This is a genomic window from Streptococcus thalassemiae (assembly GCF_903645285.1).
Classification (GTDB): domain Bacteria; phylum Bacillota; class Bacilli; order Lactobacillales; family Streptococcaceae; genus Streptococcus; species Streptococcus thalassemiae.
The window spans coordinates 83,238-97,200 of sequence record NZ_CAHJXN010000002.1 but is presented as its reverse complement, the minus strand read 5'-3'; the positions used below and the strand labels follow the sequence as shown (position 1 = coordinate 97,200).

The following is a 13,963-nucleotide window of genomic DNA, read 5'->3' as shown; positions in this document are numbered from 1 at the left end:
GAATCTGCCTTTTCATTTTGAACAGCAAAAAGACTGCATGGTTGATGCAGCCTTTTCTTTTTATTTGAGATAGCGTTGAAGGAATTCTTTTGTACGGTCTTCTTTAGGATTAGTGAAGAGGTCTTCTGGTTTACCTTCTTCAGCAATCACACCCTTATCCATAAAGATAACACGGTGAGAGACATCACGGGCGAATTCCATCTCGTGAGTTACGACAATCATAGTCAAGCCTTCCTGAGCCAGATCTTGCATGATTTTGAGGACCTCTCCAACCATTTCTGGATCGAGAGCTGATGTTGGTTCATCAAAGAGAATAGCGTCAGGATTCATTGAAAGGGCGCGAGCGATGGCCACACGTTGTTTTTGACCACCTGAGAGTTGTTTTGGTTTCGCTTGCCAGTAGCGTTCTCCCATGCCGACTTTTTCTAGGTTTTCTTTGGCAATTTTTTCAGCTTCTGTGCGTTCGCGTTTAAGGACTGTTGTCTGAGCGACGATTGTGTTTTCGAGAACGTTAAGATTTTCAAAGAGGTTAAAGGATTGGAACACCATCCCCAACTTTTCACGGTATTGCGTGAGGTCGTAGCCTTTTTCGAGGACGTTTTGTCCATGATAAAGGATTTGTCCATCGGTTGGTGTTTCAAGAAGGTTAATGGAGCGTAGGAAGGTCGATTTCCCGCTTCCTGAGCTTCCGATGATAGAGATAACCTCTCCCTTGTGGACAGTGAGTGAAATGTCTTTTAGCACTTCGTTTTGGCCATAGGATTTTTTGAGGTGTTTAATTTCAAGGATTGCTTGGGTCATTATTTCAAATCCTCCGTTTGCATTTGGTTAGCACCTGTAGTATAGGTATCCATGTCCATTCGGCGTTCGATGAAGCGTAGGATACGTGTTACGGTGAAGGTGAGGACAAAGTAAATCACGGCGATGATTGTAAATGTTTGGAAGTATTGATAGGTTTGTGTTGCCACGGTATTTCCTGAGAAATAAAGTTCGACAACAGAGATAACGTTCAATACAGATGTATCTTTGATATTGATGACAAATTCATTACCCGTTGCTGGTAGGATGTTGCGGACTACCTGAGGTAGGACAATCTTACGCATGGTCTGGTTATGGGTCATACCAAGAGCAGTCGCAGCTTCAAATTGTCCCTTGTCAACTGCTAGGATACCACCACGGACGATTTCAGTCATGTAGGCACCGGTATTGATTGAAACGATGAAGATAGCAGCTAGTGTACGGTCAAGGTTGATCCCGAAAGCTTGGGCAGTTCCATAGTAGATAACCATCGATTGAACGATCATTGGGGTACCACGGAAAATTTCAATGTAGACATTGAGGATCCAGCCGATTAGTTTTTGTAATCCATAAATGGCTTTATTCTCAGAGAGAGGAGCAGTACGGAAAACACCAATGGCAAGACCGATGATGAGACCGATGATGGTTCCGACGATAGAGATTAAAAGAGTGATACCAGCACCACGCAAGAGTTGTTGCCAGTTTTCAGAAAGAATTTTAGCAACTTGGCTAAAGAAACTACTGCTAGTCTCTTCAGTTGTTGTAGCTTCGGCAGGTTGTTCCTTGATCATACGATCCATCAAGGCAACTTGGTCGTCTTTTGAAATGGTTTCAATGCTGGCATTGATTTGGCTAATACGATTGTCATCTTTACGAAGTCCAATGGCGATAGCTGTATCTTCTTCCCCAGTTTTGAAACCAGGTTCTACTTGAACCATTTTAAACTTAGAGTTCGCAGCTTCGGCAGTCAGTGCTTCTGGGCGTTCAGAAACATAGGCATCAATGACACCAGCCTCAAGAGCTTGGCGCATTTGAGCGAAGTCTCCCATGGCTGTTTCTTTTTTAGCACCTGAGATTTGTGCAATCAAGTCGTAGAGGTAGACCCCTTGTTGAGAAGTGATTTTTGCACCATTAAAGTCATCCAAAGATTTTGCATTTGCGTAGGCAGAATCTTTTTTGACTAGTAGAACTGGTTCGCTAGTGTAGTAACTGCTTGAAAAGGCAATTTCTTGTTTGCGTTCGGCAGTTGGACTCATACCTGCGATAATCATGTCAATCTTACCAGAAGTAAGGGCGGGGACTAGACCTTCCCACTTGGTTTTAACAACCAAAGGTTCTTTGCCTAAGTCCTTAGCGATTTTCTTGGCGATTTGAACATCGTATCCATTGGCATACTGGTTAGTCCCATCAATTTTGACAGCCCCATTGCTATCATCATCCTGGGTCCAGTTAAAGGGAGCATATGCTGCTTCCATCCCGATGCGTAAATATTCATCGGCTTGGGCAACATTGACAAGTCCCAGCATCAGCAAGAGACTTGTGAAAATAGATAAGTATATTTTTTTCATGATTTCTCCTATTTCTAATCTATTAAAAAATAACTGTCTCCTATTTTATCGAAAAATGCGTAATTTTTCAACATAAGTAAGCCTTTACTTACGAAAAAATGCTATAATGATAAGAAAGATAAAAAGGGGGCTTAATTGATGAAAAAAACTTTTTTCTTATTTGTTTTAGGCTTGTTTTGCCTTCTGCCATTCTCTGTTTTTGCCATTGATTTCAAGATAAACTCTTATCAAGGGGATTTGTATATTCATGCAGATAATACGGCAGAATTTAGACAGAAGATAGTTTATCAGTTTGAGGAGGACTTTAAGGGTCAAATCGTGGGACTTGGACGTGCTGGCAAGATGCCTAGTGGATTTGACATTGATTCTCATCCAAAGGTTCAGGCTGCGAAAAATGGTGCTGAACTAGCAGACGTTACGAGCGAAGTGATAGAAGGAGCAGATGGTTATACTGTTAAAGTTTATAATCCAGGTCAAGAAGGCGACACAGTTGAAGTTGACCTCGTTTGGAACTTGAAAAATTTGCTTTTTCTATATGATGACATTGCTGAATTAAATTGGCAACCTTTAACAGATAGTTCAGGGGCTATTGGAAAGTTTGAATTTCATGTAAGGGGCGACAAGGGGGCTGAAAAACTCTTTTTCCATACAGGGCAACTTTTTAGAGAGGGATCGATTGAAAAGAGTAACCTTGATTATACTATCCGTTTAGACAATCTTCCGGCTAAACGTGGAGTTGAATTGCATGCATACTGGCCTCGGACCGATTTTGCTAGCGCTAGGGATCAGGGATTGAAAGGGAATCGTTTAGAAGAGTTTAATAAGATAGAAGACTCGATTTTTAAAGAAAAAGAGCAAAGTAAACAACTCGTTACTTGGATCTTCCCTTCGATACTTTCTATCTCCTTGTTATTGAGTATTTGCTTTTATTTTATTTATAGAAGAAAGACCACTCCTTCCGTCAAATATGCCAAAAATCATCGTCTCTATGAACCACCAATGGAATTAGAGCCTATGGTTTTATCAGAAGCAGTCTACTCGACCTCCTTGGAGGAAGTGAGTCCCTTGGTCAAGGGAGCTGGAAAATTCACCTTTGATCAACTTATTCAAGCTACCTTGCTAGATGTGATAGACCGTGGGAATGTCTCTATCATTTCAGAAGGAGATGCAGTTGGTTTGAGGCTGGTCAAAGAAGATGGTTTGTCCAGTTTTGAGAAAGACTGTCTAAATCTGGCTTTTTCGGGCAAAAAAGAAGAAACTCTTTCCAATTTGTTTGCGGATTACAAGGTATCTGATAGTCTTTATCGTAGAGCAAAAGTCTCTGATGAAAAACGGATTCAAGCAAAGGGGCGTCAGCTCAAATCTTCTTTTGAAGAAGTATTGAGCCAGATGCAAGAAGGAGTGAGAAGTCGAGTTTCCTTCTGGGGACTCCCAGATTATTATCGTCCTTTAACTGGTGGGGAAAAGGCCTTGCAAGTGGGTATGGGGGTCTTGACTATCTTGCCCCTATTTATCGGATTTGGTTTGTTCTTGTACAGTTTGGATGTTTATGGCTATCTTTACCTCCTCTTGCCAATACTTGGTTTTCTAGGTTTAGTTTTGGCTGTTTTCTATTACTGGAAGCTTCGACTAGATAATCGTGATGGTGTCCTAAATGAAGCAGGAGCAGAAGTCTACTATCTCTGGACCAGTTTTGAAAATATGTTGCGGGAGATTGCGCGATTGGATCAGGCAGAGTTGGAAAGTATTGTGGTCTGGAATCGCCTCTTGGTCTATGCGACCTTATTTGGCTATGCGGACAAGGTCAGCCATTTGATGAAGGTTCATCAGATTCAAGTGGAAAATCCAGATATCAATCTATATGTAGCTTATGGTTGGCATAGTATGTTTTATCATTCAAGCGCGCAAATGAGCCAATATGCCAGTGTCGCAAATACAGCAAGTACCTACTCTGTATCTTCTGGAAGTGGAAGTTCTGGCGGTGGCTTCTCTGGCGGTGGAGGCGGTGGCAGTATCGGCGCCTTTTAAAGAGAACTGCCATAGACTGAAAAAGTATGCTATAATGGAAGATAGAAAAAGGAGTAATCTATGTATCTTATTGAAATTTTAAAATCTATCTTCTTCGGGATTGTTGAAGGAATTACGGAATGGTTGCCCATTTCTAGTACAGGTCACTTGATTTTAGCAGAGGAGTTTATCCAATACCAAAATCAAAATGAAGCCTTTATGTCTATGTTTAATGTCGTGATTCAGCTTGGTGCGATTTTAGCGGTTATGGTGATTTACTTTAACAAGCTCAATCCTTTCAAATCGACTAAGGATAAGCAGGAAGTTCGTAAGACTTGGAGACTGTGGTTGAAGGTCTTGGTTGCCACTTTGCCTTTACTTGCCGTCTTTAAATTTGATGATTGGTTTGATACCCACTTCCATAATATGGTTTCTGTTGCTCTCATGTTGATTATCTACGGGATTGCCTTTATCTATTTGGAAAAGCGCAATAAAGCGCGTGCTATCGAGCCAAGTGTAACAGAGTTAGACAAGCTTCCTTATACGACAGCCTTCTATATCGGACTCTTCCAAGTTCTTGCCCTTTTACCAGGGACTAGCCGTTCAGGTGCAACGATTGTCGGTGGTTTGTTAAATGGAACCAGTCGTTCTGTTGTGACAGAATTTACCTTCTATCTTGGAATTCCTGTTATGTTTGGGGCCAGTGCCTTAAAGATTTTTAAATTTTTGAAAGCAGGACAGCTCTTGAGCTTTGGGCAATTGTTCTTGCTCTTGGTTGCGATGGGAGTAGCTTTTGCAGTCAGCATGGTGGCTATTCGTTTCTTGACAAGCTATGTGAAAAAACACGACTTTACCCTTTTTGGTAAATACCGCATCGTGCTTGGTAGTGTTTTGCTACTTTATAGCTTTGTTCGTTTATTTGTATAAGAAAAACCTTGAAGGGGCAACTCTTCAAGGTTTTAAAATCCAGTCACGGTAATCCCCAACAGGCGGACACCTCTTTCTTTCTCGCTTAACTCTTCATAGAGTTGCAGGGCGATTTGGCTTATCTGACTAGCATCCTGTGTTTTTTGAGCCAGACTTTTTCGTTTGGTAAGGGTTGAAAAGTCTTCGTAGCGGATTTTCAAAATGACAATTTTTCCAGCTTTTTCTTGTTGACTGAGATTGAGAGAGACTCTTTCTGATAGAAGAGTCAGCTCTTTTTTGATGTCTTCCTCAGCACGGAGAATCTTCCCGTAGGTTTTCTCCTTCCCGATTGATTTACGGATGCGATTGGATTTGACGGGGGAATTGTGAATGCCACGAGCCTTTCGATAAAGATCATAGCCCAGTCTTCCAAAACGGTCTATTAGGGTTACCTCAGGGACTTCAAGTAGGTCAGCGCCGGTAAAAATTCCCATTTGATGAAGCCGTTCCACCGTCTTTTTTCCTACTCCATGAAACTTGGCCACGTCCATTTGTTTGAGAAAATCCTCAGCCTGGTCAGGTAGAATCACTGTCAGACCATGTGGTTTTTGATAATCGCTCGCCATTTTAGCTAAGAATTTGTTATAAGAAACGCCAGCAGAAGCAGTTAGATGGAGTTCCTGCCAGATATCCTCTTGAATGAGACGAGCGATTTTGACCGCTGACTTAATCCCAAGTTTATTTTCTGTTACATCCAAATAGGCTTCGTCAATACTCATAGGTTCAATCAAATCTGTATAGCGCTTAAAGATAGCTCGAATCTGGAGTCCCACAGTCTTGTATTTTTCATAATTCCCTGAGATAAAGACTGCCTGGGGACAACGTTCGTAGGCTTCCTTGGAGCTCATGGCTGAATGGACACCAAAAACTCGAGCCTCATAGCTACAAGTGGAAACGACACCACGTCCACCTGTTTGCCGAGGGTCGCTTCCGATAATGACAGGTTTTCCTCTGAGTTTAGGATTATCCCTGATTTCCACTGCAGCAAAAAAGGCATCCATGTCAATATGGATGATTTTTCTTGACAAATCATTTAACAAAGGAAAAATCAACATGTCTAGCCCCCTTTTTACCGCTTATTTTCTTTTATTATACCTTTTTTTCTGAAAAAAAGAAAAAAGGACTTTATTTTTTCAAAATATAATACAGTTTGAAATAAAATGTAGACTGTTTTAGAAAAGAAAGTGTAAAAATAGGGAATTTTCACTTGTTGAAATCGGTTACTGTATGGTATACTTGACTCATGAATGTAACAGATGGTTGTTACTAGAAAGAAAAAAGAGGACATTAACATGGTTGTTAAAACAGTTGTTGAAGCACAAGATATTTTTGACAAAGCTTGGGAAGGCTTCAAAGGCGTAGATTGGAAAGAAAAAGCAAGTGTATCACGCTTCGTACAAGCTAACTACACACCTTACGATGGAGATGAAAGCTTCCTTGCTGGACCAACAGAACGTTCACTTCACATCAAAAAAATTGTAGAAGAAACGAAGGCTCACTACGAAGAAACTCGTTTCCCAATGGACACTCGTCCAACATCTATCGCTGATATCCCAGCAGGATTTATCGATAAAGAAAACGAAGTTATCTTCGGTATCCAAAACGATGAACTCTTCAAATTGAACTTCATGCCAAAAGGTGGTATCCGTATGGCTGAAACTACTTTGAAGGAAAATGGATACGAACCAGATCCAGCTGTTCACGAAATCTTTACTAAATACGTAACAACAGTTAACGACGGTATCTTCCGTGCCTACACTTCAAACATCCGTCGCGCTCGTCACGCACACACTGTAACTGGTCTTCCAGATGCATACTCACGCGGACGTATCATCGGTGTTTACGCACGTCTTGCTCTTTACGGTGCAGACTACTTGATGCAAGAAAAAGTAAACGACTGGAATGCAATTGAAGAAATCGATGAAGAAACAATCCGTCTTCGTGAAGAAATCAACCTTCAATACCAAGCATTGCAACAAGTTGTTCGCTTGGGTGACCTTTACGGAGTTGATGTTCGCAAACCAGCGATGAACGTTAAAGAAGCTATCCAATGGGTTAACATCGCCTTCATGGCTGTCTGCCGTGTTATCAACGGTGCTGCTACATCCCTAGGACGTGTACCAATCGTATTGGACATCTTTGCAGAACGTGACCTTGCTCGTGGTACATTTACTGAATCAGAAATCCAAGAATTCGTTGATGATTTCGTTATGAAACTTCGTACAGTTAAATTTGCTCGTACAAAAGCTTACGACCAATTGTACTCAGGTGACCCAACTTTCATCACAACTTCTATGGCTGGTATGGGTAACGACGGTCGTCACCGTGTTACTAAGATGGACTACCGTTTCTTGAACACTCTTGACAACATCGGTAACTCTCCAGAACCAAACTTGACAGTTCTTTGGACTGATAAATTGCCATACAACTTCCGTCGCTACTGTATGCACATGAGCCACAAACACTCTTCTATCCAATACGAAGGTGTAACAACAATGGCTAAAGACGGATATGGGGAAATGAGCTGTATCTCATGCTGTGTGTCTCCACTTGACCCAGAAAATGAAGAACAACGCCACAACATCCAGTACTTCGGTGCGCGTGTAAACGTATTGAAAGCCCTTCTTACTGGTTTGAACGGTGGTTACGACGATGTTCACAAAGACTACAAAGTATTTGACATCGAACCAATCCGTGACGAAGTTCTTGAATTCGAATCAGTTAAAGCTAACTTTGAAAAATCTCTTGACTGGTTGACTGACACTTACGTAGATGCTTTGAACATCATCCACTACATGACTGATAAGTACAACTACGAAGCTGTTCAAATGGCCTTCTTGCCAACTAAACAACGTGCAAACATGGGATTCGGTATCTGTGGATTTGCTAACACTGTTGATACATTGTCAGCTATTAAGTACGCTACAGTTAAACCAATCCGTGATGAAAACGGCTATATCTACGATTACGAAACAATCGGTGAATACCCACGTTGGGGTGAAGATGACCCACGTTCAAACGAATTGGCAGAATGGTTGATTGAAGCTTACACAACTCGTCTACGTAGCCACAAACTTTACAAAGACGCAGAAGCTACTGTATCACTTTTGACAATCACATCTAACGTTGCTTACTCTAAACAAACTGGTAACTCACCAGTTCACAAAGGTGTATACCTCAACGAAGATGGTTCTGTGAACTTGTCTAAACTTGAATTCTTCTCACCAGGTGCTAACCCATCTAACAAAGCTAAAGGTGGCTGGTTGCAAAACTTGAACTCACTTTCTAGCCTTGACTTTAGTTACGCAGCTGACGGTATCTCATTGACAACTCAAGTATCACCACGTGCTCTTGGTAAGACTCGTGACGAACAAGTTGATAACTTGGTAACAATCCTTGATGGTTACTTCGAAAACGGTGGACAACACGTTAACTTGAACGTTATGGACTTGAACGATGTTTACGAAAAGATCATGTCAGGTGAAGACGTTATCGTCCGTATCTCTGGATACTGTGTAAACACTAAATACCTCACTCCAGAACAAAAAACTGAATTGACACAACGTGTCTTCCACGAAGTTCTTTCAATGGATGATGCCTTGGATGCGTTGAGCTAGTCAAGTTTTTGAATAATGAAAAGGAACCCTCGGTCAAACGACTGAGGGTTGTTTTTTGGGCTCTTCAATTCCTTGAGTCAGGTACTGAAATGTCTGACCGAGATTCAAAGATACTTGTTGAGTTGCGGGAAGTATTTGATACTCAATGAAAATCAAAGAGCAAACTAGGAAGCTAGCCACAGGTTGCTCAAAACACTGTTTTGAGGTTGTAGATAAGACTGACAAAGTCAGTCACATATATACGGCAAGGCGAAGCTGACGTGGTTTGAATTTTATTTTCGAAGAGTATGAAAATAAAAACACCACACTTTGTAAGACACAAGGTGTGGTTGTATTTTATCTCTTAGACCAAGTTCTCTTCATAAAGAGAAGTAGGATTGGGTAAATTTCCAAACGACCTGCAATCATTGCAAAGGAGAGGAGAATTTTTGAGATAGGACTAAAGATTGAGAAACTAGAGGTCGTTCCTAGGATAGGCCCGATATTATTGAAGCAGCTAAAGACAGCACTGGTAACGACCAGGAAATCATTGCTGTCTAGACTGACAATAAAGATAAGTGCTAGCAAAATCATAGAATAGATGACAAAGTACTTGAGAATCTTATGCTGGGTATCTTTGTCAATCACCGTTTTATTAACATGGAGGGTCAAAACACGGTGGGGCGATAGGATTGACAAAATCTGATTTTTAGCAATTTTTGAAAGGATGAGGCCTCGAATAACCTTGAGTCCACCTGCGGTTGATCCAGCGGAGCCACCGATTCCCATGAGAAAGAGGAGGATAAACTGGGAGAAGAGAGGCCAGTTAGTAATATCTCCATATCCAAAACCAGTTGTTGTAATGATGTTGGAAACCTGGAAGAAGGCCATTTCAAAACTTTTTGAAAATCCCGGGTAGAGATAGAGGGTATTAAGGCTAATCAAGCCTGTAGAAACCAGCACGATGACCAAGTAAGCACGAAGTTCTTCATCTCCAAAGAAGGCTTTGATGCGACGGAGCATGAGGTAGTAGTAGAGGTTGAAATTGACCCCAAAAACCAGAACTCCGATACTAACCAGATAGGTAATCAGTGAGCTACCATAGTGGGCAATTCCATCGTTATAGACTGTAAAACCTCCTGTACCTGCTGTTCCCATGGCAATGACAAAACTATCAAATAGGGGCATACCAGCTAGATAATAGATGATGACAAAGAGTGAAAAGAGAGCTAGATAAAGGAGATAGAGAATCTGGGCAGTGTTTTTGAGTTTGGATACAACCTTACCGAAGACGGGACCAGGAACCTCAGCCTTCATCACTTCTAGGTGGCTATTCTTGGCATTATCCATAATAGCAAGTGCAAAAACAAGCACTCCCATTCCTCCAATTAAGTGGGTAAAACTTCGCCAAAAGAGGAGGGAACGGCTGAGAACTGAAACGTCATTCAGAATAGTTGCTCCAGTAGTTGTAAAGCCAGAGCTGATCTCAAAAAAGGCATCGATAACGCTGGGAATTTGTCTAGCAAAGACAAAGGGGAGACCACCAAAGAAGGACCAAAGGATCCAACAGAGGGCAACAATCAAGACTCCCTCCTTGGCATAAATCCGTTGATTTTTTGGCTTTTGTAAAATTCCTGAACCGCCAAGTAATACGAGAATCCCAATCGTTGTAAAGAGGGCTGTAAAGACTTGGCTCGATTCACGGTAATAGAGAGCGACAGCTACAGGAACCAAGAGGAGAACAGCTTCAATCAAAAGTAACTTTGAAAGGAGGTAACGAATCATACTTTTATTCATTTCTTACCTCGCAATTAAGTCATAAATCTTGGTGATGTTTGGCAACAAAGTTGTTACTAGGAGCTTGTCTCCAACTTCCAACATATCCTCCCCAGTTGGGAAAATAGTCTTACCCTTTCGAATAATGGCTGCAATAAGAACCCCTTTTTTCAATTTCAGTTGAGAAAGAGGTTTGGCAGTCATCTTATTAGCTTCCTTGATATGGAATTGCAGAGTTTCGATTTGGCCATTGGCTAGATGGTGCATAGCCTGAAGGTCTGAATACTGGGCATTAACCCGACCACGAATAAAGTGCATGATTGTATCTACAGCGATGCTTTTAGGTGTGATGATACTTGAAAAATCAGGCGCATTGATGATCTCGAGGAGACTGGTACGATTGACCTTGGTGATATTTTTCTGTACACCTACCCTGTCAAGGAACATAGAAGTAATCAGATTTTCCTCATCGACTCCTGTTAGAGTCGCAACGGCATCATAGTTTTGAGCACTTTCTTCTAGCAGGATATCTTTTGCAGTACCATCTCCTTGAACGATATGAAGATTTGGGAATTTTTCGCTAAAGAAGCTGGCGATTTCGGGATTGATTTCAATAACCTTGGTATCGATACGACTGTCTTTGAGGATACCTAGTAGATAATAGGCAATTCTACCTGCACCGACGATGAGAAGACTCTTCACGGCACGAGACTTGAAATAATTATGGAAGAGCATCATGTCAACACGGTTACCAGTGACAAAGATTCTATCTTTATCCTGTACAGTCATGTCACCGCTTGGAATGATAATTTGATGATCCCTCTCTATCGCACAGACAATGACATTGCCAAATTTTTTCCGAAAATCAGAAATGGGCATTTGGCAAAGACCGCTGGAGGATTTAACAGTGAATTCCATCAAGCTGACCCGTCCACCAAAGAAACGTTCGACAGATAGGGCGTTGGGGAAGTCAATGATATTCGCGATAGCGCGGGCAGCCAAGAGCTCAGGATTAACGATAAGAGAAAAACCGAGAATATTCTTTTCCTTGAAATAAGAGTTAGAATATTCAGGGTTCCGCACCCGAACGATGGTCTCTTTAGCTCCCATTTTTTTGGCTAGAACGGCTGCAATCATGTTCACTTCATCGTATTCAGTCAGGGCGATAAAGATATCACAATCCTGGACACTGGCTTGCTCAAGGATGGTAAAATCGGCCCCGTTACCAAGGATACCCATGATATCAAAGCGATTAACAATATGATTGAGAACAGCTTCGTCTTGCTCAATCAGCAAAACATCATGCTTTTCTGCAACCAAGGAGCGACAGAGGGCAAAACCAACTTTTCCCCCTCCGACAAGGATAATTTTCATAATAAAACCTACTTCTTCATTATGTAACTATCATACCTTTTTTCAAGAAAAAATGCACCTACTAGCTAATAACCAGAGTTTTTAGTAGGAAATTTGCTATAAGGTAAAACTATACCCTAATCAATTGAAATAGCTATTAGCACCTTTCTCTGAAATATGGTATGATAAAGGATATACAAGGAGATAAAATGAATAATAATTTACTGGTATTACAATCAGACTTTGGTCTGGTTGATGGTGCGGTATCGGCTATGATTGGAGTGGCTTTAGAAGAATCTCCAACCTTAAAAATTCATCATTTGACGCACGATATCACGCCTTATAATATTTTTGAGGGGAGTTACCGTCTCTTTCAGACGGTGGATTACTGGCCTGAGGGAACGACTTTTGTATCGGTTGTCGATCCAGGTGTCGGCTCGAAACGTAAGAGTGTAGTTGCCAAGACTGCAAAAAATCAATACATTGTCACGCCAGATAATGGGACGCTTTCCTTTATCAAGAAACATGTTGGTATTGTAGCCATTCGTGAAATTTCTGAGGTAGCCAATAGACGTCAAAACACAGAGCATTCTTATACCTTCCACGGTCGTGATGTCTATGCCTATACTGGTGCTAAACTGGCCAGTGGTCACATTAGTTTTGAGGAAGTGGGGCCAGAGCTCAGTGTGGACCAGATTGTGGAACTTCCAGTCGTAGAGACCATCATTGAAGATCATCTGGTGAAGGGAGCCATTGATATTCTGGATGTGCGTTTTGGTTCGCTCTGGACCTCGATCACGCGAGAAGAATTTTACAAGCTGGAACCAGCATTCGGTGACCGTTTTGAGGTGACTATCTATCACGCTGATATGCTGGTCTATCAAAATCAGGTTGTCTATGGCAAATCTTTTGCAGATGTGAGAATTGGGCAACCCATCCTTTACATCAACTCTCTCTATCGTTTAGGTCTGGCTATCAACCAAGGTTCTTTTGCCAAGGCCTATAATGTAGGTGTCGGTTCATCTTGGACCATTGAAATAAAGAAAATAGAATCATAAAATAGGAGAACATAGATGAAAAATCAATCAATTAAACAAGTTGTTGCTATCGGTGTTGGAGCTGCGCTCTTTGTTGTCATCGGGATGATCAGCATTCCGACACCTGTTCCAAATACAAGTATCCAGCTTCAGTATGCGGTACAGAGTCTCTTGTCTATCATTTTTGGTCCTCTAGTGGGGCTACTTGTTGGTTTAATTGGGCATGCGGTGAAGGACGCTATTGCTGGTTACGGTTTGTGGTGGACTTGGATTATCGCTAGCGGCCTCTTTGGTCTAGCTGTGGGGCTATTTAGAAAGTACGTTCGCGTGATCAATGGTGTCTTTGACTGGAAAGATATTCTTATTTTTAATCTCATTCAACTACTTGCAAATGCTCTTGTTTGGGGTGTCTTGGCACCACTTGGAGATGTTGTGATTTATCAAGAAGCGGCAGAAAAAGTATTTGCACAAGGAATTGTTGCGGGAATTGCTAATGGTGTATCTGTAGCTATTGCAGGTACTCTTCTCTTGCTTGCCTATGCAGGAACTCAAACTCGTGCAGGAAGTTTGAAAAAGGACTAAAATGATGGGGAAGGCTGGGCAACCAGTCTTTTTCGATGTTTATAGATTAGTTAGGCAAGTAAGCTAGGATAGGAATCTTTTTGGCGCTAAGATTTTAAGAGAAAAGACTGCAAGAAGGGCTTGATTTATGATAAAATAGAAGTCTAATACTCTGCGAAAATCTCTTCAAACCGCGTCAGCTCTATCTGCAACCTCAAAACAGTGTTTTGAGCAACCTACGGCTAGCTTCCTGGTTTGCTCTTTGATTTTCATTGAGTAGAAGAAGCGAATGAAGAGAGTA

General features: G+C 41.5%; 10 protein-coding genes. 5 read left to right on the top strand and 5 right to left on the bottom strand.

The window, feature by feature from the left end; all coding sequences use genetic code 11:
• Positions 1 to 60: 60 nt before the first annotated feature.
• Together HWX15_RS03070 and HWX15_RS03065 are read right to left on the bottom strand one after the other, a co-directional pair.
• On the bottom strand, positions 61 to 801 hold the full coding sequence (locus HWX15_RS03070) for an amino acid ABC transporter ATP-binding protein (RefSeq protein WP_000189477.1): 741 nt from the start codon (positions 799 to 801) through the stop codon (positions 61 to 63).
• On the bottom strand, positions 801 to 2,366 hold the full coding sequence (locus tag HWX15_RS03065) for an ABC transporter substrate-binding protein/permease (protein ID WP_175880243.1): 1,566 nt from the start codon (positions 2,364 to 2,366) through the stop codon (positions 801 to 803). The genes HWX15_RS03070 and HWX15_RS03065 overlap by 1 nt, the downstream gene beginning before the upstream one ends.
• Before the next feature lie 138 nt (positions 2,367 to 2,504).
• On the opposite strand from HWX15_RS03065, the gene HWX15_RS03060 reads away from it, so the two are divergent.
• Positions 2,505 to 4,394 carry a DUF2207 domain-containing protein gene (locus tag HWX15_RS03060; protein WP_175880242.1) on the top strand — a complete coding sequence of 630 codons (1,890 nt, stop codon included), beginning with the start codon at positions 2,505 to 2,507 and terminating at the stop codon, positions 4,392 to 4,394.
• A 60-nt stretch (positions 4,395 to 4,454) separates the two neighbouring features.
• A complete protein-coding gene (locus HWX15_RS03055; RefSeq protein WP_175880241.1) occupies positions 4,455 to 5,300 on the top strand; it encodes an undecaprenyl-diphosphate phosphatase in 846 nt (281 codons plus the stop codon).
• Positions 5,301 to 5,332: 32 nt separating this feature from the next.
• On the opposite strand, the gene dinB is transcribed toward HWX15_RS03055, so the two are convergent.
• Positions 5,333 to 6,394, bottom strand: a complete 1,062-nt coding sequence (gene dinB / locus HWX15_RS03050) for a DNA polymerase IV (protein WP_175880240.1) — start codon at positions 6,392 to 6,394, stop codon at positions 5,333 to 5,335.
• 237 nt (positions 6,395 to 6,631) lie between these two features.
• Here dinB and pflB point away from each other — a divergent pair, with 237 nt between their 5' ends.
• Positions 6,632 to 8,956, top strand: coding sequence for a formate C-acetyltransferase (pflB, locus tag HWX15_RS03045; RefSeq protein WP_000260628.1), 2,325 nt, complete (start codon positions 6,632 to 6,634; stop codon positions 8,954 to 8,956).
• Between the two features lie 336 nt (positions 8,957 to 9,292).
• Here pflB and HWX15_RS03040 read toward each other — a convergent pair whose 3' ends face one another.
• Complete coding sequence (locus tag HWX15_RS03040; protein ID WP_173214313.1) at positions 9,293 to 10,732, bottom strand: TrkH family potassium uptake protein; 1,440 nt, start codon at positions 10,730 to 10,732, stop codon at positions 9,293 to 9,295.
• Between the two features lie 3 nt (positions 10,733 to 10,735).
• A complete protein-coding gene (trkA, locus tag HWX15_RS03035) occupies positions 10,736 to 12,085 on the bottom strand; it encodes a Trk system potassium transporter TrkA (RefSeq protein WP_049521075.1) in 1,350 nt (449 codons plus the stop codon).
• 188 nt (positions 12,086 to 12,273) lie between these two features.
• On the opposite strand from trkA, the gene HWX15_RS03030 reads away from it, so the two are divergent.
• Entirely contained in the window at positions 12,274 to 13,122 is an 849-nt protein-coding gene (locus HWX15_RS03030; protein WP_001063590.1) for an SAM hydrolase/SAM-dependent halogenase family protein, read from the top strand.
• A 15-nt stretch (positions 13,123 to 13,137) separates the two neighbouring features.
• Positions 13,138 to 13,683 carry an ECF-type riboflavin transporter substrate-binding protein gene (locus tag HWX15_RS03025; RefSeq protein ID WP_173277116.1) on the top strand — a complete coding sequence of 182 codons (546 nt, stop codon included), beginning with the start codon at positions 13,138 to 13,140 and terminating at the stop codon, positions 13,681 to 13,683.
• Positions 13,684 to 13,963 lie beyond the last annotated feature (280 nt).

Excerpts from the sequence above, each read along its gene's own strand:
- pflB (WP_000260628.1), top strand. The coding sequence starts at position 6,632 with ATGGTTGTTAAAACAGTTGTTGAAGCACAAGATATTTTTGACAAAGCT.
- dinB (WP_175880240.1), bottom strand. The coding sequence starts at position 6,394 with ATGTTGATTTTTCCTTTGTTAAATGATTTGTCAAGAAAAATCATCCAT.
- HWX15_RS03040 (WP_173214313.1), bottom strand. The coding sequence starts at position 10,732 with ATGAATAAAAGTATGATTCGTTACCTCCTTTCAAAGTTACTTTTGATT.
- trkA (WP_049521075.1), bottom strand. The coding sequence starts at position 12,085 with ATGAAAATTATCCTTGTCGGAGGGGGAAAAGTTGGTTTTGCCCTCTGT.
- HWX15_RS03025 (WP_173277116.1), top strand. The coding sequence starts at position 13,138 with ATGAAAAATCAATCAATTAAACAAGTTGTTGCTATCGGTGTTGGAGCT.
- HWX15_RS03060 (WP_175880242.1), top strand. The coding sequence starts at position 2,505 with ATGAAAAAAACTTTTTTCTTATTTGTTTTAGGCTTGTTTTGCCTTCTG.
- HWX15_RS03065 (WP_175880243.1), bottom strand. The coding sequence starts at position 2,366 with ATGAAAAAAATATACTTATCTATTTTCACAAGTCTCTTGCTGATGCTG.
- HWX15_RS03030 (WP_001063590.1), top strand. The coding sequence starts at position 12,274 with ATGAATAATAATTTACTGGTATTACAATCAGACTTTGGTCTGGTTGAT.
- HWX15_RS03070 (WP_000189477.1), bottom strand. The coding sequence starts at position 801 with ATGACCCAAGCAATCCTTGAAATTAAACACCTCAAAAAATCCTATGGC.
- HWX15_RS03055 (WP_175880241.1), top strand. The coding sequence starts at position 4,455 with ATGTATCTTATTGAAATTTTAAAATCTATCTTCTTCGGGATTGTTGAA.